We start from the raw sequence: 19,303 nt of genomic DNA, 5'->3' as shown, positions 1-19,303 counted from the left end.
GTCGCCGGCGGAGGGATGATATGTTCCGAAACTTGTCTCAAGTATATGAGTCCGGAGATAAAAACAAGGAACGGGATTTCGGAACGCTTCTATGCCATTTTTGATGGGACCGTCCCTCGATCGGACCGATGGTCCGAAAACGAAGGTTTGCGGAACGCTAGCCACCGGAATTTACGATCCGTTGTATTTTTGGAATTCTGCGCGGTTGTTACTGTTGGTGAGAATGTCCGCAGGAAATGGGATCATCATTGGCTGCGGGTGTAGGAAATTCCTACTTTTGTAAGTCGGAAGACTCGGAGGCCATATGACTGCCAAGGCAACATCCTGCGGGGTTGGCGTTGCAATTCTGCTGGCTGGGTGTGCGGGGCAATTGCAGGTGTTTGATGCCAGTCAAGCAGAAATCAAGGGCGTGCCGTTCAAGGCGGCGGAAGTGTATGTTAAAGGTGGTTACCACGACAAGCATTCCAAAGGGGGCGACTGCGCCAAGACGGCGTTTTTCGAAACTGTCGCGCTGCCAACAGGTGCCCAGTATTTTGCGACTGCGAAGACTGCGCAGTTCGCGAAGACTGGTTTCCACATGAAGTTCGCCGACAACGGCGCGCTTGCGGAAGTCGGCCTGGATAGCGAGCCAGCAGCTGCCGACACTTTGAAGGCCACGAACGACCTGATTAAGACGGTATTCCCTTCGCTTGGCGCAGCTGCGGCAACTGGAGGCGCGGTCGCCGCAACTACCGGAGGCACTGCCGCTGCGACGGCGGCGGCACCCGGCGGCGGGGCAGCGCCTCAGCCCAAAGCTTGTGATGCAGGAGAGGACGGCGTCACGTTCGTAAAACTCGACGACTACATCAAGGCCCATAAATGAATCGCGGGAAGATTCCGGCGGTCAGCTTCCCATTTCTCCAGCCGCTTCGGACAGCCGGGAAGAATGCCGGCGGAGGGGCCGGGGGCGGGAGCGTTCCGGTGAAAATCAACTTCGTCGTCGCGCCTCAGCTGTACACCCAATGGTGCTGGGCGGCGGTTTCGTCGAGCGTTTCCAAATACTTCGACTCGGCCAGCCAGTGGACGCAATGCCAAGTCGCGAGCGCCGAGCTGTCCTTGCAATGCTGTTCCGATGGGGGGCCTTGCAATACTTGGTGGTACTTGGATAGGGCGCTCGCCCGGACCCAGAACGCCAACGGCTGGTTCGCAGGCGCCTCCGACGTTCAGCAGACGGCGGGCGAGCTCGGTTCCGGGCGGCCCATTTGCATTCGCGTGGAGTGGCCCGACGGCGGCGGCCATTTCCTCGCTGTCATCGGCACCTACCAGGACTCCGCTGGAACGGAGCGGCTGCTGCTGTCGGATCCCATTTTCGGAAGCAGCTCCTATTCCCGCGATGACCTGGTGAACGGCGCGTACCAGAACGGGCATGGGCGCTGGACTCATACGTACCTGACGAGGCCCTGAATGATTAACGTGCAAAGATTCGACGGCCAGCTGGACGGGTTGGAGTACAGGATTAGGCAGGCGCTGGTTCACCTCGGGAGCCCAATCGGGCCGCAGACGGAACTCGAGCTGCTAGGGCCGATACCCATCTATACCCTCGATCCATTTAGGGTGGCGAGAGGCGCGACGAAAGCCCCCGAGAGTCCGAGCGGTTGGCGCATCCTCGTCCAGCACGGAGGCATGCCGGAAGCCTTGGCGGACATCCCGCTGTCCAGGGATGGAAAGCAGCTGTCCGAATCTGTACGTGGGCAGGAGCCTGCCAGAGCGCTGGCCGCAGCGCTTGAGCAAGCGTCGGCATACGGTGGCGGCAGGCGGAAGTATTCGCTGAGCATTGTCAGCATCCCTAGGCTCTTCATTACGGCGGTATTCTTGGCGGGCGCACCTTCGGTCTTCATTCCGACGAGGAGCGGGACGGCTGAGCGAACGGCACCGAAGGCGCTTGGGCGCAGGGAATTCATGAAGCTGGTCAAAGCGCGCCTCGGGGAAGTGCAGAGGCAGGTCGGCGCGCTCAGCCGACCCGCTGGCGAAGCGCTCAGGGGCACTGACGGCCCCCCCAGCGTCGCGAATTCCCCTCCTGTCCGAACGGAGGGGTAGCCCTGCGCTCGTCAACGCAGTGCGACGGACCGGCCTGCGAATCGGTTAGCCGCCGTCATTGCCATGCTTCGTCGATCTGATGGTAATCTCGGGTGAGTTAAAGTCCGTGCGGGTCAGATGGCCTTTTTGATACTTGGCGGCCAAATGCCTGAGGACGGGATCATAGAGCGGAAATAGCTTGCTGAACGCATTCTCCTTCCGCTCGATGTCCGGGTCCGGAATATACGCGAGTCCTTTCGCTTCTTCCTCGATGGGGTCGATGACAGCTCCGCCGAATGGAAGGAGGAGGTCCGAAGCCCTGAGCTCCGCGAATTTCTGCGAATAGGGATTGATACAGAACCGCAGCTTAGCGCGCCCCTGCGCTACGTAACCCACGATGGCACCATCCAATTCGGGGCGGCGGTAGAAGTCGCTGTTCCTGTAGAAATAGCATGGCTTGGCGGCCGCCCCTTTTGCCATCTCGATCACGGTTGTCCTTCCGTAGAGGGTATCGACCATTTGATCCGCTACGACTTTCGCATTGATGCAGTGCGCCAGGAACATGAGGATTTTGTAGTCCGCGTCCAAGGGGGAGGCCCTGAGCTGCCTATTGCTCCTTCCGACGATTGCGGAAAGGGTTTCGTCGCGGCCAAGAACGTGCTCCGACACATAGACTTCTCCGTTGCTTAAAATTTCCTCCCTGCGGCTTGCCTCGGCAGCGTCGTCCAATTTCAGCTTTGCTTCCACGACTGCGGTCTCACCGCGACTGCTGATAATGAAGTCTGGCCTTTTCTTTCCACCGTCTCCGGACACGGGAATTACTTGCACATCAAATCCCAGCGCGCTCAGAGCGGACGCCGCGAGATCGTCTGACAGCATGGATGTTCCTCCTCTTGCAGAGTGGCGAGAGCTTTGTCACGCCACAGTGTGGGTCTTAGCTATTGGGCGGTTGCCCGCCGGACTGGGCTCAAAAGATTCCTCCTTCTGATTCGGGGCATTGCATTCTTGGTGAGCGCGTTCACACACCAACCTAGCTGTCTTTCAACGTGAGGGCGGGCGTTCTCTATTTCAAGCAAGTGGCGTGCCCTCGGCGCGACCGATCTCGCTTACCGTGCGACGCTTTCCGGCAAGATGCACAGATCCGGGTGCGTGTACGCCCTGTGCTTGCGGACGACGTTGATTACCTGCGCATTTACTCGGCGCCGGTAGTATCTCTGGCGGTCCTTGCCGTATGCCCTTGATCGCCACGTTCGGAAAGCCCGCCATGATGAGGAGCGAGTTCAGGGCAATCCTTCCGCCCCGCCTTTTCCGTCGGGATATGGATGGATGTATTCGAAGGCCGCGTGGTGAAGCTTGCGAGTCGCAAATAAAAATTCTTTTCGGCAATCACTCTTGAAATACATGCAATTGAATCCACCTAAGCTCCAAGCCGGGCGATTTCCGCCATGGCATTCTTCCGCCCGTTGACAATCCGTCATGATGGGAGGTTTATTATTTGCGAGGCCCGTAGATGTCAAAAAAATTCAAGCTGTTAAGCGTCAACAATCCCGGTAAATTGTCGTCGGAACACGTTTGGCTTGAGGCTATTGAGGACGTGGACATTGGCGACTACGTGCTGATGGATTCCACGTTCGGCTCGGACCACCAAGCCTCCAACGAGAACCGCCACTCGTTCCTGTTCCCTCCGAAAACCGTCAAGCAAGGCGAATTCGTCTCGCTCCGCACCCGGTCAGGCGAAGACAAGGTCTTCGTCAATGAAAGCAAGCAAGTCATCCATGCCATCCACTGGAACCACCAGAAGACCGTATGGAACAAGGACGGCGACACGGCGTATCTCCTGTACGCTCCGAAAGCTTCCCGCCAATCGAAAAGCGTTCCCGCGCAAGAGTGACGGGGGACGAGAACATGAACCGACGATTCTATTTCGAGACCGGGAACTGGCTGGAGGCGGGGCGAATCCTCCACGAGCGCGAGCCGGACAAGTTTTCCGACGTCGCGTCCGCGCAGGAGTTCCTGAAGAAGTCCACGCTCGCGGAATACGGACGTATTCCACAGAAGGAGATGCTGAGCCAGCCGCCTTGGATTTACGGCCCGATCTGCGCGCTGCCCGTGTCGATGATGCGCGCCGGGGAGGACTTCGAAATGCACGACGGCCTGACTATCCGTTTCTGGCTCAGCCTCAAGACCGACGACCGCTCGGAGACTGAGGTGTTTCTGTAGGACTTCGGACGACGCCCGTAGGGGCGTCGCGACCCGGGCCGGCCGCATGCGTGCGCTAGTCCGGACGATCAATAACGCGCAGTGAAATAGGGGAAAGAAAAATGGCCATTACTTATTCGGATGAGAAGAAGGCGGAATGGGAGCGATTTAAGAAAGAGGGCGGAAGCATTTCCTTTGAAATCGATGGAACGGACATCTCCACGACGCGTGATTTCGAGAAGTTCCCCTCGATCCAGCCGTACCTGAATACCGGCTTCGAGCTGCCGCCCACCAAACTTATCGAATCGCCCGAACTGCAGGCCCTGATCCAAGTGCACGGATCCGACTGGGACTACATCCTGTGCCGCATATACCTCGCTGGAGGAAAGGTTGTCTACCTGCAGAAGGACAACGGGAAGTACGAGGCTGCCTGCACTGTAGCGCTGGCCCGACCATAAAAACGGGCGGCCGCCGCCTGGCGCGAAGCCTCGCCACATTAGGAAGTCGATCATGAAGACGAGAGCATAAAGGACCAGTTCGGCAAAGAGACGGTAACGGCATATGGGCGTCGCGAAGGAACGAGATAAGCTCCACCGTGGCGAGCCTACCGGGCAGATCTACTACAGCATACATTCTGCAGGCAGGCGAAAGCCGATGTCCGAGCCTCATCTACCCCTACGATGCTGAAAACACGACGGACGAACGAGAGGACGCCTACGTCTTGCGGATCAAGCGCGTTCTGGAAAGCGAGAACGGATTCCTGGCGTGCGAAGTGCTTTCCGATCCCAGCACCGTAGAGTACATGAAGCTGGAGGTAGCCGACCTGCGCAAGAAGCTTCGAGCGTCCGAGCACAGCCGGACAACCGCCGAGGAGCGCGTTACAGAGCTTTCGAGGGTTGTCGGCACGCTGGAAGAAGAAGCGTGGGCGCTGGCAAGGCAGGCATCGGTGGCGAACGAAGCCGCGATAGGTAACGCTGGTAGGGCGGACGTGGCATCCAAGGAGGTCGGACAGCTGAAAAAGAGGCTTGCCGTGCAGGACGACGAGCTCCAGGAACTCCGGACTCGCCTGAATGATTGGCTCGTCGATGGCCGCTGGAATGCTTGCTTTTGCCTTGGTCGTTTGGGCAGTTCGATTCCTCTGGCGCTGGATATCAACCTGACTACTAGGAGAGGTTCGGCAGCCTTGTCAGCAAATGGAACCGTAGGTGCTCTTGCCGTCGGGGCGAACATGGGATGTCAAATCAGGTCTAAATTTGAATGCCGGTGCAGTGCGCCAGTGAAAGCCACTTTGTGCTTTAATGGGAGCTGATCGGAAGCGCGGAACCGAACGGGCGAACCGCGTCTAAAAGTGAGGGACCTGGGAGGGACCTGAGTTTTTCGGAACTTTCTTCATAGGGCATTCGATTCCGGCAAGCGCACCAGAGATTCAGCAAAAAACCCGCGTACTCGCAAGAGGCGCGGGTTTTTTGTTGTCTCCTGCCGTCTTCGGGAGCAGCATAAAAGCCAGGACAGATACTGTTATTTTTCGTATGTGGCTATACATTGCCACGCGACGGCGCCGAAGCAGGCGGCGAACGTCACGTACCTTCCGCTCTGGCGACGGTTACCGGTAATGCACCGATGGTTGTGGGCTGGTCAACGACTAGCAACAGTTTGCCGTGTTCTTTGAGACTGGAGATCAGCGTCCGCAGTCTCGCTCCATCATTCGGCAGGGCTTTACCAAATAAGCGTTTTCCGGCTTTGCTGAGCGCGACCGCGTGGTGCTCCCCCCCTTGCCGACGTCTACACCGATACAGACATCTACAGCATCGTAATGTTCAATCGCGTCCATGCGACCTCCCGCTACAAGAGATTCTAATGGCCAACGGCTTACGGCAGCAGGTCTCGGCATCCACGTTACGAATGGTCTCAGGCGTTCCCCTGGACCAAGTCCTTATTAGCGATCACCAGCCACCCACCAAGTTCGGTGACAACACCCCTCGGATCATGGACGACTGGGGGGCAACAATCGTGCCGAACTTGGCTGGCCAAAACCTTGAGGATCAAGGTCTATATATAGTAACGGGGGCGCCATTTCAACCAGTCCCCAAGCCGATGAGCTACCTCCGGAGCTGCGAGGATGAACCGCAATTCCTCCGTCATCAAGTTGGTGGTTGACGCTGTTCCCCGCACCTGCGGGGATGAACCGTGCCGTGAGCACAAGCTTGTGAATGATAAAATCCCCGCCGTTTTTCAGATGGAAACCGTGAAAGTTCCATGCCGTGATTTCTTGGAATTTATCCGCCGATCCAAAGCGGTGTTTGCTTGAGCTGGGCGCACGCCTCCTGCTTAGCGTGGATGACGGAATTTGAGCTATCGCTATTGATCTAGCCATCTATCCGGACGGAGTTTACCAGGACAAAGTCAACCAAAGACGACGAGCGAACATGACAATTCAATATGAAAAAATTTTAAAGCCGGATGCGGAGCAGGTCGAACCGTTGCGCAATGCATTAAAAGCGTTCAACGAGGCGCAGCTTGGTGACTACAGCGCTGAGCCGATCCTCGTGAAGGCTGGTACAAATAATGGACAGATTTGCGGAGCGGTCCACGGCTGGCTGCAGTTCGGCTGGCTTTATGTGAACATGTTGTGGGTTGACGAGTCATTTCGTAGGCGTGGTATTGGCACCGTCCTGTTGCAAGAAATCGAGGAGTATGCGACATCACGCCGTATTTTCCGTAGTCGCCTGGCGACGTCAGACTTCCAGCCCGGCTATGCCTTGTACCGCCAGTGCGGCTACGAGGTCTATGCCACGATACCGATCATGCCGGCAAGCGACGGCACAGATGCCCACGTTGAGTACTTGATGTGGAAACACTGGTTGGCAGACGTCCCGGCTGCGGTAAAGTCCGCCCTTTGAAGGGAATCGGCAAACCTTTCGACGACGTGGTCAAAAAGGGCAGGGGGGCTGCACCGCACCATGCATACACCGGTCTCGAGCCGCCTGGTGGATCTCATTATACGCATCCGCTTGCAGTCAATCGTGTCCGTCGCCTGGACAGCCATTGCTTCTTGCTGGTTCAGATTCGGCCTAATACTGCTATCCTTGCAGCTCATTGGATACATGTATACAATCTTGAGCATGCCCACCAAATCCAACCATAAACCAAGCAGCGGCCACGCAATTCTGGCTGCGTTACGCACCTCGATCACGTCAGGCAGTTTGCCCCCGGGGACCGTCTTACGTCAGGTGGAGTTAGCCGAAGAGTTCGGCGTTAGCCGGATTCCCGTGCGCGAGGCACTGCAGGCGCTGCAGTCGGAAGGGCTGGTAGTCATAGAGCCCAATCGTGGCGCCTTTGTTGCCAGCTACTCCGCCGAGCAACTGAGTGAAATGTTTGATTTGCGCGTAATGCTGGAGGTTGATGCCTTGCGATACGCCATTCCGCAACATACTGAGCGTTCCATACGCAAGCTCGAGGCGCTACAGCGCGAATTGGATGATGAGGACCAGCCGGCCGAGTGGGTGCGCATCGACAGGGATTTTCACGGCGAACTGTATGCCCCTTCTGGACGAACCCACACCTTGCAATTGATCGCTGGTCTTCGCGGTTCAGTCGAGCGGTTTAGCCTCGCGCATATGGGGCCAGACACGCGCCGCACAGGATGGAGCGACGAGCATCATCAATTAATCGCCGCCGTGCGGGGCCGTGATGTTGCAGCGGCCAGCGCTATCCTAACTTCGCACCTGAGACAGACTCAACAAAGTGCACTTGCCTCGCTCATATCTCCGTCAACCCAAGCCTGAGAGCCACTCCATGTCTACACATACCGCCGAAGTCTGCTGGGAACGAAACGACAGCCGTTTTACCGACAACCGTTACAGCCGGGCGCACCAATGGCGCTTCGATGGTGGCACGGTGGTGCCAGCGTCCAGCTCGCCCCATGTGGTGCGCCTGCCATTTTCAGATCCGTCTTGCGTCGACCCTGAAGAAGCCTACGTGGCGGCTTTGTCGAGCTGCCATATGCTGTGGTTCCTGGGGCTGGCGGCGCGCGACGGCTATGTCGTCGACAGCTATCTGGACCTGGCACGCGGCGACATGCAAAAGAACGCCGAAGGCAAAGATGCCGTGACCTGTGTGACGCTGCAGCCCGCAGTCTGCTTCTCGGGTGCCAAAGTTCCAACCGATGCCACTTTGAAGCAACTTCACCATGAGGCGCATGAAAGCTGCTTTTTGGCAAATTCAGTCAAGACAGAAATCGTTGTGGATGGCAGTTGGAGCTATGCGGCTTGAAATGGCGTAGTCAGCCTGCCACCAGGCTGGCAAAACGGGCGAGGTCAATATTTCCGCCACTAACCAGGATGCCTATGCGTTTGCCCCTGAGTTCAGCTTTCAGTTGACGCGCGGCGGCAAACCCGAGGCAGCCGGTTGGCTCAACAAAGGTCTTCATGCGGCTGGCGAAGAACCCCATGCATTCGACCAATTGCGCATCCGTTGCCGTGAGTACGTCATTGACGTCTCTTTGTATGATCGGAAATGTGATATTCCCCAAGTGCTGCGTTTGTGCCCCGTCCGCGATGGTTTTGGGCGTGTCGATGTGGACGATGCTGCCCGAGCGAAATGACTGTTGACCATCATTGCCAGCCTCTGGCTCTACCCCAAAAAGCTGGCAATCTTTCGATAGAGCTCGGGTGCTTAATGCGGAACCCGCGAGCAGTCCACCGCCGCCCAGCGGTACAAAGAAGGCATCCAGCGGGCCGACCTCTTCAAACAGCTCCTTTGCTGCCGTCCCTTGCCCCGAAAGGACATCCGCATGGTCATAGGGGGGAATCAGCGTGAGCCCGTGCCGTTCCGCTAGCGAGCGTCCTATTTGTTCACGGTCCTCTTTGTAGCGGTCATATATCACGACATTTCCGCCATATCCTTTTGTTGCGGCAACCTTGGCTGCTGGTGCGTCATGCGGCATCACGATCGTCGCCGGAATGCCGAGAATTTTTGCGGACAGTGCTATTGCCTGTGCATGGTTCCCCGACGAAAAGGCCACCACGCCCGCTTTGCGTTGCTCAGGACTGAACCTGGACAAAGCATTGAAGGCACCGCGAAACTTGAAGGCGCCCATGCGCTGGTAGTTTTCGCACTTGAAGAAGACCTCCGCGCCGAACTCCTCATTGACAGTGCTGGAAGTAAGTACCGGCGTCTTGTGTGCAAAGCCGGCAATGCGTGAGGCCGCAGCGGCCACATCTTCGTAGGTAGGGAGATTTGTCATATAGGTGCGCCTTTCAAGAAATGTTTACCAGGGCCATGCCACTGCTGTTCCGATGCCGCGAGCAACAGCTTGTCGATGAATGAGACGGGCAACCGTCATATCCTGCAGGGCAAGTCCGGTCAGGTCGAAAAATGTGATCGCATGGTGTCCGCGTTGAAATTGCGCTTTGCCGGTCAATAAGTCCCCAATCTCTTGCGCATGAATGCTGGGTGCCCATTGAAGCTCGCCGAGCTGTCGTGCCTGACTAAGATCATCGGTAAAGACGCTTCCCAATTCCAACGCACCAGGGGGCAACTCGCGCTTGCCACGGGTATCCGCACCCACGCAATTGAGGTGTATTGCGGGCCGTATCGATTCGACATTGAACAGGGCGCCAGCGCCCGGTGTCGCCGTAATCACCACGTCGCTTTGAAATACAGCCGCATCGGCATCCGGTGCGCAAATCAATTCACATCGATCCGTAAAAGCTGACTCAAATTGCGCTCGCGGCAATCGATCTGCCGAAACGTAAAAGACCTTGGTCAGGCAAGGCAGCACGCGCAGGGCTGCGTCCAATTGGGCCTTTGCTTGTATGCCCGTGCCGAACACCGTCAGGACGCGACTATCTTTGCGTGCTAACAGAGACAGGCCCAAGGCTCCAGCAGCGGCCGTGCGCGCGGTCGTGATGGCATTGCCATCGATCACGCACAGTGGACGTCCAGTGGACGGATCAAACAACAAGATCGTGGCCTGGTGCGGTTCACCGCCTAGCGACCTGTTGGCGGGCCAGAACCCTGCCGCCTTGAGTCCCAGCAGGCCCTGGCCGCCAACGTCACCGGACTTGATCCCAAAAATTCCGCCTGCGTCCAGCGCTTCCCGCACCACTGGGAATAAACGCCCTTGCTGTTGGCTGTGCAATTCGAATGCTTCGCGCACGGCGGCAAGCACATCGTCCGGGACGAGGAGCTGCTCAACGGCGTCCTTGTCAACAAGCCGCAGGCAGGCGTCACTTCGCATCGCTGTACACCGTCGCACGAGAAACCCCCAGATGCGCGGCAACGGTGTCCATTGCGCGGCGAACGTCCAACAGCCCGGCTGACTTCAACTCCTTCATGAGCGTGCGACGGTCTTCAGCCTTCAAGGAGCGCGGTGTAGCAGCCATCCGGGCGGCAAACTCGTCTATGCGGGAACGGATGGCATCGGCCCCGGAAGGATCCAACGATTCTTTTGCTGGCGTAGTGCCTTCCACCGCCGTAAACATATTCAATGCACTTTGGAACCCTTGAAAAAGAGTCAGATCCACGTTCATGCAGAGGGCCGCGACATACTGCCCGTCCGAGTCTTTGATACCGATGGAAGTGCTCTTGACCTGCCGCCCGTCAGCGAAGCGATTGGGGTAATTTGCGATGACCTGGTCATACTCGGGATCCATGATGCGGGCCAATCCCAGCTCGGTCGCGGGATCGCCAACCTGGCGGCCGGACAAGTTATTGTGCACGGCAAGCACCGCGTGCGCTGGGTCCAATAGATCATGCACAACCACTTCCGTGAAGGGCGCGAAGGTCTGGGCCAAGCCTTCTGCGATTTGCTTGACCTGGGACAGCAGCTGCTTTTGTTCGAGGGTTTTCTTTTTCATGGTTTGAAGTTTGAGCGCATCAAGACACATTGTAAAGTATTGGACAATAATTCCAGATTCATCTGATTAACGCGATGTCGAAAATCCTTGCGTTCCATTTTTTTGCGCGTATAGTTAGCCATATGGATAACTATCGAGTTGCGCTGGACGCGATCTTTCACGCTTTGTCGGACCCAACGCGCAGGGCGGTGGTGTGTCGGCTGGGCGCGGGCCCGGCCACTGTCAGTGAATTGTCGGAGCCCTTCGACATGGCGCTGCCGTCGTTCATGAAGCACATGCGGGTATTGGAAGAGACCGGCCTGGTAAGCAGCAGCAAGAGCGGGCGGGTGCGGACCTGCACGCTTGAGCGGGACAAGCTCGCCGCAGCCGAGCGCTGGTTCGAGGAGCAGCGCGCGCTCTGGAGCAGCCGATACGAAAACCTGGACAACCTCTTGGAACAACTGCAAGGAGACGACAATGGCAGCTAAGCTTCAATTTGATTTTGCGATCAACAAGGAAACGAGCACCCTCACTGTGACGCGGGAATTTGCTGGTCCGCGGCAATTGGTCTGGGATTGCCATACGCAGAGCGCGTTGCTCGACCGTTGGTTCGCACCCAAGCCCCTGAGCACCAAGACCAAACATATGGAATTCAAGGAGGGTGGTTACTGGCATTACGCCATGATCACGCCCGATGGGCAGGCTTACTGGAGCCGCCTGGACTACCTGGCCATCCGCCCCATCGACAGTTATGCGACCCTGGATGGCTTCACCGACGAAACCGGTGTCATCAATGCCGACATGCCGCGTTCGCGCTGGGAGGTGACGTTTGCAGACCTGAAAGAACACACGCTGGTCACCACGGTCGTGCAGTACAACTCGCCGGAAGACGTGCAAAAAGTGATCGACATGGGCATGAAGGAAGGCATGACTTCCACGCTTGAGCGCCTGGATGAGCTGTTGCTGACGCTGCGCGCATGAAAGACGGGCGGGCTGATGACCGGATCAGCCCGTCCTTCCAGGTAAGGCCCAGAAGCCCGCGTACTCGCAAGAGGCGCGGGTTTTTTGTCGTCCGTTCACTGCGTGCGTTGTGCCGCGCGAACGGCGCTCACCTGGCCGGTGCCGAGATGCGGCGCCAGGTGCCAGGCGGGCGACCGGTCCATTCAGCGAACGCCCGTTGGAACGAGGCTTGATCCGCAAAACCTAAATCCGTCGAAATCTGCTTGATGGGGGTGTTGGTGCGCGTCAAGGCATGAATGGCGATGTCGCGCCGCAGTTCATCCTTGATCTTTTGAAAGGATTCGCCTTCGGCATCCAGCTTGCGATGGAGGGTGCGCGGCGACAGCGCCAGTTGGCGGCTGACGTCATCGAGGGTGAGCAGTTTCGGCAGGGCCGCATGAATTCTCCGGCGCACTTCCACCGTCAGTCTGCCGGTCGTGAGCAACGCTTCAATCAGGCTGCCCGGCGCGCGGCGCAGGAACTTGGGAATTTCCCCCGGCGACCGGACCACGCGCAGCGCGCCTAAATTGGCGCTGAAGTGCAAGGCGCCCGCCGGTTGATTGAAACGGACGCGCCCCGCGAACAGGGCGCGCACCTCGAATAAATGGCGCGGTGCCGCGCAAGGGAAGTCGACCGACACCAAGGGCAAACGCAGCCCGAACAACCAACTGAACACGGCGTACAGCGTCAACAGTATGGCTTCATAGGTGGAATTCCGATCCCCTTCCTGCGGCACGATCTCATGGAGCGTGATGTGGATCCCGTGCTGATCGGCGGAGAATGACACCTTGAACGCGTACAGCACCGCGTTCGACCCCTTTGCCAGGGTCTCCGCACATTCGATCAGCGTATTGGTGGTCATGCCTGCGCGGCACATGGTTTCCACGCCGCCAAGCGGTATGGCGCAGGCGGACAAGCCCGCACCTTCATCTTCAAGGAATTGGGAGACGGCACCGAAGAGCCTGGAAAACTGCTTCAGGCTGACCCGCGCCCGTGGCACTTCCAGCATTTCCATGCTGATCCCGCCGCCCAGGCCCAGCACCTGTTCCGGGGACAGGCCGCGGCGCACCGCCGCGTTCACCATGCCGCGGATATAGCGCATGGGTACTGTTGATGGGGCCGATTTGATTGTCATGGTCGCTCGCGGGATGTCCATTTATGCAAATATTTTGTCAGGCATCGTTATCGCCAGCCAGGGCGACTTGGATAAAAATACAGCCATGATAAGCGTTTGACTAGGGAGAAGTCCAAATTCCCGATCTTCATCGCACCCATGGCTAAGCAGAGAGCCTGGCGATTTATATCATATGTTTTCAAATTCTACATACCAAGGAGAAATGAATGGGACGAGATGTATATGTGGCGGGGGTAGGCATGATCCCGTTCGCCAAGCCGGGCTCCAGCGAGCATTACCATGTGATGGGCGCCCAGGCGATCCGCATTGCCCTGCAGGATGCCCATCTTGACTACGACAAGGTCCAGCAAGTGTATGCCGGCTATGTCTATGGCGATTCGTGCGCCGGTCAGCGGGCGGTGTACGAGGTCGGCATGACGGGCGTGCCGGTGATTAACGTGAACAATAATTGCTCGACCGGTTCGACCGCGCTGTTCCTGGCGCGCCAGGCGGTCGCTTCGGGGGCCGTCGATTGCGCGCTGGCGGTTGGTTTCGAGCAGATGCAGGCGGGCGCGCTGGGCTCGGTATTCCTCGACCGGCCGACGCCCTTCGATCGCTTCCAGGAAGAGGCCGATGCCCTGCTGCAGGTCGAAGGCGTGCCGCTGGCGCTGCGTTATTTCGGTGGCGCGGGACTGGCCCATATGCAGCAGTACGGCACCCAGCTGAGCACCTTCGCCAAGATCCGCGCCAAGGCCAGCCGCCATGCCGCCAACAATCCGCTGGCGCTGTTCAAGAAGGTGGTGACGGAGCAGGAAGTGATGGACGCGCCCGTCATGTGGCCCGGCGTCATGACGCGCCTGATGGCCTGTCCACCCACCTGCGGCGGCGCGGCGGCCATCGTCTGCTCCGAGGAGTTCGCCATGCGCCATGGTCTGGATCGCTCCGTGCGCATCAAGGCGCAGTCCATGACCACCGACTACCCCTCCACCTTTGAAAAGCATGACATGCGACAGGTGGTCGGCGTCGACATGACGCGCGAAGGCGCGCGCCAGGTGTACGAGGCGGCCGGTGTCGGCCCGCAAGACATCCAGGTGGTGGAGCTGCACGACTGCTTCGCCCACAACGAGCTGCTGACCTACGAGGGCCTGGGCCTGTGCCCTGAAGGCGGTGCGGAAAAGTTCGTGATCGATGGCGACAATACCTATGGCGGGCGGTTCGTCACCAATCCCTCCGGCGGCCTGTTGTCCAAGGGGCATCCGCTGGGCGCGACCGGGCTGGCGCAGTGCACCGAACTGGTTCAGCAATTGCGCGGCACCGCCGAGCGGCGTCAGGTCGACGGCGCGCGCCTCGCGCTGCAGCACAACCTGGGGCTGGGCGGCGCTTGCGTGGTCACGCTCTACGAGCGGGTTTGAGGAGCGGACATGATCGATCGCAAATGGGTCGGCCACCAGTTGCCGGCCACGGAATTTCCCATCGAACGCTCGCGCCTGCGCTTCTTCGCGCATGCCATCGGCGAAGTCAATCCCATCTATTTCGACGAACAGGCGGCGCGCGCGGCGGGCCATCCCGACTTGCCGGCACCGCCAACTTTCCTGTTCTCGGCCGAGATGGAATCGGACTTGAAGATGAACTGGCTGAAGGAAGCCGGCGTGCCGCTGGAGCGGGTGCTGCACGGCGAGCAGTCGTTCGAGTATCACCTGCCCGTGCACGCGGGCGACACGGTCAGCGTGCGTTCCCGCGTGGCTGACATCTACGACAAAAAAAATGGCGCGCTGGAGTTCGTCGTGCTGGACACCACGGCCGTCAACCAGCGCGGCGAAACGGTGGCCGAATCACGCGGCATCGTGGTGGTTCGCAACTAATGCCGCAAACAGGAGAATCAACATGATGGCAATTCCCGAATGGGATCAGATCGAGGTGGGCGCGGCGATACCCGCGCTGACGCTGGCGCCGGTCAACCGGACCACGCTGGCGCTGTTCGCCGGGGCTTCCGGTGATCACAATCCGATCCATATCGACCTCGATTTCGCGCGCAAGGCGGGCCTGCCCGACGTGTTCGCCCACGGCATGCTGGGCATGGCCTGGCTGGGCCGCATGGTGACCAACTGGGTGCCGCAGGCGCAATTGAAGCGCTTCGAGGTGCGCTTCCTGGGCCTGACCCAGATCGGCCACATCGTCAGTTGCAGCGGCACCGTGAGCGCCAAGTCGGAACTCAACGGCGTGCCCACCGCACAGCTTCAAATCCAGACCACCAATCAGTACGGCGAGACCCGCATCGCGGGCGAAGCGCTGGTGGTCTTTCCCTTCAAAAAATAGGAGAACAATATGGCAGCAACACTGGAAGGCAAGGTCGCCCTCGTAACGGGCGCGGGACGTGGGATAGGCCGTGCCATCGCACTCAAGTTCGCAGCGGAGGGCGCGCGCGTGGTGATCAACGACCTCGACGAGGCGCCCGCCCGGGAAGTGGTGGCGGAGATCCGGGCCTTGGGCGGCCAGGCCGTCGCTTGCGCGGGCAGCGTCGCCGCGGCCGATTTCGCGGACCGCCTGGTCGGCACGGCGGTCCGGGAATACCAGGGCATCGACATCATTGTGAACAATGCCGGTTACACCTGGGATAACGTGATCCAGAAAATGACGGATGAGCAATGGTACGCGATCATGGACGTGCACCTGACGGCGCCGTTCCGTATCCTGCGCGCGGCGCAGCCGGTGATCCGCGCCCAGTTCAACGCCGATCAGGACGCGGGGCGCCAGGTGTCGCGCCGGGTGGTGAATATCTCGTCGGTGGCCGGTCTGTTCGGTAACGCTGGCCAGGCCAATTATTCCGTCGGCAAGGCCGGTATCGAAGGCTTGACCAAGACCCTGGCCAAGGAGTGGGGACGGATGAACGTCACCGTCAACTGTGTCGCCTATGGCTTGATCAAGACGCGCCTGACCGAGGCGCCGGCCGACGCCAACGCGCTCGAGAATATCGATGGCCGCGACATCAAGCTGGGCGTGAATCCGAACCTGTTGAGCGCGATGGAACGGATGATTCCGCTGGGACGGGCGGGCACGCCCGAAGAGGCCGCCAACGCCGTCTATCTGTTCTGCTTGCCCGAGGCCGACTACGTCAGCGGCCAGACACTGATGTGCACAGGTGGCATGACCGGTATCTGAGTCAAGCCACGGACCGGCCGCGCGGGTGGCCGCGCGGCCGGTCCGGTTCAGTTAGTCACAATACCTAGGGAGACAAACAATGAAGTCGACAATGATGCAAGTGCCGCTGAGCACGAACATGCTGCTGGAACGTGCCGGACGCTATTTTGGCGCGACGGAAGTGCTGGGGCGCCTGCCGGACAAGTCGATCTACCGCCTGACCTATGCGGACATCTATCGCCGCGCGCGTCAACTGGCGCAAGCGTTGCGCGATCAGGCCGGCGTGGCCAAAGGCGAGGCGGTGGCCACCCTGTGCTGGAACCACAGCTGGCACCTGGAGAGCTACTTCGGCATTCCCGCCGCCGGCGCCGTGCTGCATACGCTCAACCTGCGGCTGTCGCCGGAGGACATCGCTTACATCATGAACGAGGCCGACGATCGGGTCCTCATCATCGACGACATCCTGCTGCCATTGTGGGAGCGCGTGCTGCCGCTGCTGCGCCAGGCGCCGCGCGTGATCGTGGTCCCGTTCAGCGGCGCGGTGGTGCCGGCCGGCATGGAGAGTTACGAGGACTTCATCGATGTGGACGCTACGGCCTACCAATATCCCGAGCAGGACGAAAACGAGGCCGTGGGCATGTGCTACACCTCGGGCACGACCGGCAAGCCCAAAGGGGTGGTGTATTCCCATCGCTCCATGGTGCTGCACGCGGTGACGAGCAGCCTGCCGGACTTCCTGAACCTGTCGGTGCGCGACCGCCTGATGATCGTCACGCCGATGTTCCATGCCAACGCCTGGGCTACGCCGTTCTCGGCCATGATGATCGGCGCGGCGCAGATCCTGCCCGGACCGCATATGGGCGGCGAAGATCTGCTCGATCTGATGGAACAGGGCCGCGTCACCGTCGCGCTGGGCGTACCGACGATCTGGATGATGATCCACCAGGTGCTGGAGCAGGGCCGGCGCCAATGGAAGCTGGCCGAGGGCCTGCGGATGGTGGTGGCGGGATCGGCGGTGCCATTGTCGATGATCGCCAATTTCGAGCGGCATGGCATGAAAGTGCAGCACGGCTGGGGCATGACGGAAACGTCGCCGCTGGGCAGCTTCGCGTTTCTGCGGCCTGAGCATGAGGCGTTGCCTGTCGAGCAACAACATGCGGTACGGGCGCTGCAGGGCGTGGCCGTGCCGTTTGTGCAGATGCGTATTGTCGGCGAATCCGGTGATGCGCTGCGCTGGGACGGCCAGGCGATCGGCGAAGTGCAGGTGCGCGGCCCCTGGGTGGCCGGCGACTACCACGCCACGCCGCGCGACCTGGCCAAGTTCACGGCCGACGGCTGGCTGCGCACCGGCGATCTGGGGGTGATCGACAGCGGCGGCTCCCTGCGGCTGGTGGATCGCTCCAAGGACCTGGTCAAGTCGGGCGGCGAATGGATCAGTTCGGTGGACCTGGAGAACCTCGTGATGGGCCACCCGGGCGTGGCGGAGGCTGCCGTGATCGCGATCGCCCATCCGAAGTGGGATGAGCGGCCGCTGGTGGTCGCGGTCAGGCGCGCGGGCGCCGAGGTCGATGCCGCCGAGCTGCGCGCGTTTCTCGCCACCAGGCTGGCGCGCTTCCAGGTGCCGGACGACTATGAATGGGTCGACAGCATACCGAAGACGGCGACCGGCAAATTCCTGAAGGCGAAGTTGCGGGAGACTTACCAGGACCGGGTGTCGAGCACCGCTGGCTGACAACCGGCGGCCACGCGCGCGCCGGCATGCGTGCCGGCTGAACGAATCACGCAGTGAAAAGGATAGAACAGCAATGGCAATTAATCTACGACCGAGCTGGATGGACGAGGATCTTGAGACTTACACGGATACCGTGGTCCGCTTCGTCGAAACCGAGTTGCAGCCTGGCGACGAGGCGGCCAGGAAGCGTGGCGATGTGGGGCGCGAGATCTGGCGCCGCGCCGGCCAGTTGGGCCTGTTGTGCACGGATATCCCGGAGGAGTATGGCGGCGCGGGCGGCGATTTCCGCCACGAAGCCATCATGTTTGACCAGATGTCCAGGCGCGCCCTGTCCGGCATGGCGACGTCGGTGCACAGCATCGTCGCCCACTACCTGCTCAACCATGGCACGCCGGCGCAGAAGGCCAGGTATTTGCCGCGCATGGCCAGCGGCGAACTGGTCGGCGCGATCGCCATGACCGAGCCCGGCGCGGGATCGGATCTGCAGGGCGTGCGCACGCGCGCCGTGCGCCACGGCGACCACTATGTACTCAACGGCGCCAAGACCTTCATCAGCAACGGCCTGCTGGCCGGCCTGGTGCTGGTGGTGGCCAGGACCGAGGAGACGCCGGGCGCGCGCGGCATCTCGATCCTGATCGTCGAAACCGCCGAGTGCGCCGGCTACCGCGTCGGCCGGCTGCTGGACAAGCTGGGGATGAAGGCGCAGGACACCGCCGAGCTGTTCTTCGACGATGTGCGGGTGCCGACGGAAAACCTGCTGGGCGGCGAAGTGGGCCGGGGCTTCGCGCAACTGATGTCGGACCTGCCGTACGAGCGCACCCTGATCGGCGTCGGCTCGGCCGCTGCCATCGAAGGCGCTTATGCGGCCACCCTGGACTATGTGCGCGAGCGCAAGGCCTTCGGCCAGCCACTGGCCGAGCTGCAAAACACCCGCTTCAAGCTGGCCGGGATCGCCACCACGGCCAAGGTGGCGCGCGCCTTCGTCGACCGCTGCGTGGAAGACATGGTGGCGGGCCGGCTCGACACGGCGACCGCTTCCATGCTCAAGCTGTGGGCCAGCGAGCAGCAGGGCCAGGTGGTGGACGAGTGCCTGCAGCTGTTCGGCGGCTACGGTTATATGAACGAGTATCTGATCGCACGCCTGTACGCCGATGCCCGTGTCCAGCGCATCTACGGCGGCGCCAGCGAGATCATGCGCGAAGTGATCGCCCGTGCGCTGTAGATCGA

25 protein-coding genes and 1 pseudogene are annotated in these 19,303 nt (G+C 60.1%); 20 read left to right on the top strand and 6 right to left on the bottom strand.

All coding sequences use genetic code 11. The annotated features are described in order from the left end of the window. The first annotated feature begins 304 nt into the window (after positions 1 to 304). The 3 genes from H3H39_RS06460 (at position 305) to H3H39_RS06450 (ending at position 2,076) form a co-directional block, all read left to right on the top strand. Entirely contained in the window at positions 305 to 862 is a 558-nt protein-coding gene (locus H3H39_RS06460) for a hypothetical protein (protein WP_182152512.1), read from the top strand. Positions 863 to 960: 98 nt separating this feature from the next. After that, complete coding sequence (locus H3H39_RS06455; RefSeq protein WP_182152511.1) at positions 961 to 1,443, top strand: papain-like cysteine protease family protein; 483 nt, start codon at positions 961 to 963, stop codon at positions 1,441 to 1,443. Beyond that, positions 1,444 to 2,076, top strand: coding sequence for a hypothetical protein (locus H3H39_RS06450; RefSeq protein WP_182152510.1), 633 nt, complete (start codon positions 1,444 to 1,446; stop codon positions 2,074 to 2,076). It abuts the gene before it with no gap. 45 nt (positions 2,077 to 2,121) lie between these two features. On the opposite strand, the gene H3H39_RS06445 is transcribed toward H3H39_RS06450, so the two are convergent. Beyond that, positions 2,122 to 2,934 carry a PDDEXK family nuclease gene (locus H3H39_RS06445; protein ID WP_182152509.1) on the bottom strand — a complete coding sequence of 271 codons (813 nt, stop codon included), beginning with the start codon at positions 2,932 to 2,934 and terminating at the stop codon, positions 2,122 to 2,124. A gap of 631 nt (positions 2,935 to 3,565) precedes the next feature. Here H3H39_RS06445 and H3H39_RS06440 point away from each other — a divergent pair. The 4 genes from H3H39_RS06440 to H3H39_RS06425 all read left to right on the top strand — a co-directional run bounded on the left by H3H39_RS06440 (position 3,566) and on the right by H3H39_RS06425 (position 5,563). Further along, on the top strand, positions 3,566 to 3,946 hold the full coding sequence (locus H3H39_RS06440) for a lamin tail domain-containing protein (protein ID WP_182152508.1): 381 nt from the start codon (positions 3,566 to 3,568) through the stop codon (positions 3,944 to 3,946). Between the two features lie 14 nt (positions 3,947 to 3,960). Then, positions 3,961 to 4,275, top strand: coding sequence for a hypothetical protein (locus tag H3H39_RS06435; RefSeq protein WP_182152507.1), 315 nt, complete (start codon positions 3,961 to 3,963; stop codon positions 4,273 to 4,275). A 101-nt stretch (positions 4,276 to 4,376) separates the two neighbouring features. Continuing rightward, positions 4,377 to 4,712, top strand: a complete 336-nt coding sequence (locus H3H39_RS06430; protein ID WP_182152506.1) for a hypothetical protein — start codon at positions 4,377 to 4,379, stop codon at positions 4,710 to 4,712. 263 nt (positions 4,713 to 4,975) lie between these two features. Next, positions 4,976 to 5,563: a hypothetical protein gene (locus H3H39_RS06425; protein WP_182152505.1), complete on the top strand. Its 588-nt coding sequence runs from the start codon at positions 4,976 to 4,978 to the stop codon at positions 5,561 to 5,563. Positions 5,564 to 5,837: 274 nt separating this feature from the next. Here H3H39_RS06425 and H3H39_RS06420 read toward each other — a convergent pair. Continuing rightward, a pseudogene (locus tag H3H39_RS06420) lies at positions 5,838 to 6,085 on the bottom strand (IS110 family transposase); the annotation flags it as partial. A 288-nt stretch (positions 6,086 to 6,373) separates the two neighbouring features. On the opposite strand from H3H39_RS06420, the gene H3H39_RS06415 reads away from it, so the two are divergent. The 4 genes from H3H39_RS06415 (at position 6,374) to H3H39_RS06400 (ending at position 8,526) form a co-directional block, all read left to right on the top strand. Continuing rightward, positions 6,374 to 6,562 (top strand): hypothetical protein, encoded by a 189-nt coding sequence (locus tag H3H39_RS06415; protein ID WP_182152504.1) that lies wholly within the window; start codon positions 6,374 to 6,376, stop codon positions 6,560 to 6,562. Between the two features lie 118 nt (positions 6,563 to 6,680). After that, a complete protein-coding gene (locus H3H39_RS06410) occupies positions 6,681 to 7,154 on the top strand; it encodes a GNAT family N-acetyltransferase (protein ID WP_182152503.1) in 474 nt (157 codons plus the stop codon). 222 nt (positions 7,155 to 7,376) lie between these two features. After that, positions 7,377 to 8,039: a GntR family transcriptional regulator gene (locus tag H3H39_RS06405; RefSeq protein ID WP_182152502.1), complete on the top strand. Its 663-nt coding sequence runs from the start codon at positions 7,377 to 7,379 to the stop codon at positions 8,037 to 8,039. A gap of 10 nt (positions 8,040 to 8,049) precedes the next feature. Next, on the top strand, positions 8,050 to 8,526 hold the full coding sequence (locus H3H39_RS06400) for an OsmC family protein (RefSeq protein ID WP_182152501.1): 477 nt from the start codon (positions 8,050 to 8,052) through the stop codon (positions 8,524 to 8,526). A 10-nt stretch (positions 8,527 to 8,536) separates the two neighbouring features. Here H3H39_RS06400 and H3H39_RS06395 read toward each other — a convergent pair whose 3' ends face one another. Genes H3H39_RS06395 through H3H39_RS06385 form a run of 3 tightly spaced genes read right to left on the bottom strand, consistent with a single transcriptional unit; the run spans position 8,537 to position 11,114 of the window. Continuing rightward, the gene (locus tag H3H39_RS06395) at positions 8,537 to 9,499 is read right to left on the bottom strand and encodes a threo-3-hydroxy-L-aspartate ammonia-lyase (RefSeq protein WP_182152500.1); all 963 of its coding nucleotides are present in this window, start codon (positions 9,497 to 9,499) and stop codon (positions 8,537 to 8,539) included. A gap of 24 nt (positions 9,500 to 9,523) precedes the next feature. Next, positions 9,524 to 10,495 carry an ornithine cyclodeaminase family protein gene (locus H3H39_RS06390; protein WP_182152499.1) on the bottom strand — a complete coding sequence of 324 codons (972 nt, stop codon included), beginning with the start codon at positions 10,493 to 10,495 and terminating at the stop codon, positions 9,524 to 9,526. Continuing rightward, positions 10,485 to 11,114 (bottom strand): helix-turn-helix transcriptional regulator, encoded by a 630-nt coding sequence (locus H3H39_RS06385; RefSeq protein ID WP_182152498.1) that lies wholly within the window; start codon positions 11,112 to 11,114, stop codon positions 10,485 to 10,487. Before H3H39_RS06385 ends, H3H39_RS06390 begins: the two co-directional genes overlap by 11 nt. A 122-nt stretch (positions 11,115 to 11,236) precedes the next feature. Between H3H39_RS06385 and H3H39_RS06380 the strand changes: the two genes are divergently transcribed. Further along, entirely contained in the window at positions 11,237 to 11,581 is a 345-nt protein-coding gene (locus tag H3H39_RS06380) for an ArsR/SmtB family transcription factor (RefSeq protein ID WP_182152497.1), read from the top strand. Beyond that, positions 11,571 to 12,074: an SRPBCC family protein gene (locus H3H39_RS06375; protein ID WP_182152496.1), complete on the top strand. Its 504-nt coding sequence runs from the start codon at positions 11,571 to 11,573 to the stop codon at positions 12,072 to 12,074. The genes H3H39_RS06380 and H3H39_RS06375 overlap by 11 nt, the downstream gene beginning before the upstream one ends. A gap of 127 nt (positions 12,075 to 12,201) precedes the next feature. On the opposite strand, the gene H3H39_RS06370 is transcribed toward H3H39_RS06375, so the two are convergent. Then, positions 12,202 to 13,194 (bottom strand): AraC family transcriptional regulator, encoded by a 993-nt coding sequence (locus tag H3H39_RS06370; RefSeq protein ID WP_182152495.1) that lies wholly within the window; start codon positions 13,192 to 13,194, stop codon positions 12,202 to 12,204. On the opposite strand from H3H39_RS06370, the gene H3H39_RS28170 reads away from it, so the two are divergent. The 7 genes from H3H39_RS28170 to H3H39_RS06340 all read left to right on the top strand — a co-directional run bounded on the left by H3H39_RS28170 (position 13,193) and on the right by H3H39_RS06340 (position 19,298). Further along, positions 13,193 to 13,327: a hypothetical protein gene (locus H3H39_RS28170; protein WP_255462407.1), complete on the top strand. Its 135-nt coding sequence runs from the start codon at positions 13,193 to 13,195 to the stop codon at positions 13,325 to 13,327. The genes H3H39_RS06370 and H3H39_RS28170 overlap by 2 nt on opposite strands. 106 nt (positions 13,328 to 13,433) lie before the next feature. After that, the gene (locus H3H39_RS06365; RefSeq protein WP_182152494.1) at positions 13,434 to 14,618 is read left to right on the top strand and encodes a lipid-transfer protein; all 1,185 of its coding nucleotides are present in this window, start codon (positions 13,434 to 13,436) and stop codon (positions 14,616 to 14,618) included. A gap of 9 nt (positions 14,619 to 14,627) precedes the next feature. Then, positions 14,628 to 15,068, top strand: coding sequence for a MaoC family dehydratase N-terminal domain-containing protein (locus H3H39_RS06360; RefSeq protein ID WP_182152493.1), 441 nt, complete (start codon positions 14,628 to 14,630; stop codon positions 15,066 to 15,068). Positions 15,069 to 15,093: 25 nt separating this feature from the next. Then, positions 15,094 to 15,522, top strand: coding sequence for a MaoC family dehydratase (locus H3H39_RS06355; protein ID WP_182152567.1), 429 nt, complete (start codon positions 15,094 to 15,096; stop codon positions 15,520 to 15,522). Positions 15,523 to 15,531: 9 nt separating this feature from the next. Next, positions 15,532 to 16,365: an SDR family NAD(P)-dependent oxidoreductase gene (locus tag H3H39_RS06350; protein ID WP_182152492.1), complete on the top strand. Its 834-nt coding sequence runs from the start codon at positions 15,532 to 15,534 to the stop codon at positions 16,363 to 16,365. 79 nt (positions 16,366 to 16,444) lie between these two features. Next, the gene (locus H3H39_RS06345) at positions 16,445 to 18,076 is read left to right on the top strand and encodes a long-chain fatty acid--CoA ligase (RefSeq protein ID WP_182152491.1); all 1,632 of its coding nucleotides are present in this window, start codon (positions 16,445 to 16,447) and stop codon (positions 18,074 to 18,076) included. Between the two features lie 73 nt (positions 18,077 to 18,149). Then, positions 18,150 to 19,298: an acyl-CoA dehydrogenase family protein gene (locus H3H39_RS06340; RefSeq protein ID WP_182152490.1), complete on the top strand. Its 1,149-nt coding sequence runs from the start codon at positions 18,150 to 18,152 to the stop codon at positions 19,296 to 19,298. Positions 19,299 to 19,303: the final 5 nt, after the last annotated feature.

This window comes from Rugamonas apoptosis (assembly GCF_014042355.1).
Taxonomy (GTDB): Bacteria; Pseudomonadota; Gammaproteobacteria; order Burkholderiales; family Burkholderiaceae_D; genus Rugamonas; species Rugamonas apoptosis.
This window is presented reverse-complemented; position numbering and strand designations above follow the sequence as displayed.

Coding starts and splice junctions, on each gene's coding strand:
- H3H39_RS06375 (WP_182152496.1), top strand. CDS start 11,571: ATGGCAGCTAAGCTTCAATTTGATTTTGCGATCAACAAGGAAACGAGC.
- H3H39_RS06355 (WP_182152567.1), top strand. CDS start 15,094: ATGGCAATTCCCGAATGGGATCAGATCGAGGTGGGCGCGGCGATACCC.
- H3H39_RS06390 (WP_182152499.1), bottom strand. CDS start 10,495: ATGCGAAGTGACGCCTGCCTGCGGCTTGTTGACAAGGACGCCGTTGAG.
- H3H39_RS06450 (WP_182152510.1), top strand. CDS start 1,444: ATGATTAACGTGCAAAGATTCGACGGCCAGCTGGACGGGTTGGAGTAC.
- H3H39_RS06400 (WP_182152501.1), top strand. CDS start 8,050: ATGTCTACACATACCGCCGAAGTCTGCTGGGAACGAAACGACAGCCGT.
- H3H39_RS06345 (WP_182152491.1), top strand. CDS start 16,445: ATGAAGTCGACAATGATGCAAGTGCCGCTGAGCACGAACATGCTGCTG.
- H3H39_RS06430 (WP_182152506.1), top strand. CDS start 4,377: ATGGCCATTACTTATTCGGATGAGAAGAAGGCGGAATGGGAGCGATTT.
- H3H39_RS06370 (WP_182152495.1), bottom strand. CDS start 13,194: ATGCGCTATATCCGCGGCATGGTGAACGCGGCGGTGCGCCGCGGCCTG.
- H3H39_RS06395 (WP_182152500.1), bottom strand. CDS start 9,499: ATGACAAATCTCCCTACCTACGAAGATGTGGCCGCTGCGGCCTCACGC.
- H3H39_RS06445 (WP_182152509.1), bottom strand. CDS start 2,934: ATGCTGTCAGACGATCTCGCGGCGTCCGCTCTGAGCGCGCTGGGATTT.
- H3H39_RS06435 (WP_182152507.1), top strand. CDS start 3,961: ATGAACCGACGATTCTATTTCGAGACCGGGAACTGGCTGGAGGCGGGG.
- H3H39_RS06365 (WP_182152494.1), top strand. CDS start 13,434: ATGGGACGAGATGTATATGTGGCGGGGGTAGGCATGATCCCGTTCGCC.
- H3H39_RS28170 (WP_255462407.1), top strand. CDS start 13,193: ATGGGTACTGTTGATGGGGCCGATTTGATTGTCATGGTCGCTCGCGGG.
- H3H39_RS06360 (WP_182152493.1), top strand. CDS start 14,628: ATGATCGATCGCAAATGGGTCGGCCACCAGTTGCCGGCCACGGAATTT.
- H3H39_RS06415 (WP_182152504.1), top strand. CDS start 6,374: ATGAACCGCAATTCCTCCGTCATCAAGTTGGTGGTTGACGCTGTTCCC.
- H3H39_RS06460 (WP_182152512.1), top strand. CDS start 305: ATGACTGCCAAGGCAACATCCTGCGGGGTTGGCGTTGCAATTCTGCTG.
- H3H39_RS06340 (WP_182152490.1), top strand. CDS start 18,150: ATGGCAATTAATCTACGACCGAGCTGGATGGACGAGGATCTTGAGACT.
- H3H39_RS06410 (WP_182152503.1), top strand. CDS start 6,681: ATGACAATTCAATATGAAAAAATTTTAAAGCCGGATGCGGAGCAGGTC.
- H3H39_RS06405 (WP_182152502.1), top strand. CDS start 7,377: ATGCCCACCAAATCCAACCATAAACCAAGCAGCGGCCACGCAATTCTG.
- H3H39_RS06385 (WP_182152498.1), bottom strand. CDS start 11,114: ATGAAAAAGAAAACCCTCGAACAAAAGCAGCTGCTGTCCCAGGTCAAG.
- H3H39_RS06380 (WP_182152497.1), top strand. CDS start 11,237: ATGGATAACTATCGAGTTGCGCTGGACGCGATCTTTCACGCTTTGTCG.
- H3H39_RS06350 (WP_182152492.1), top strand. CDS start 15,532: ATGGCAGCAACACTGGAAGGCAAGGTCGCCCTCGTAACGGGCGCGGGA.
- H3H39_RS06440 (WP_182152508.1), top strand. CDS start 3,566: ATGTCAAAAAAATTCAAGCTGTTAAGCGTCAACAATCCCGGTAAATTG.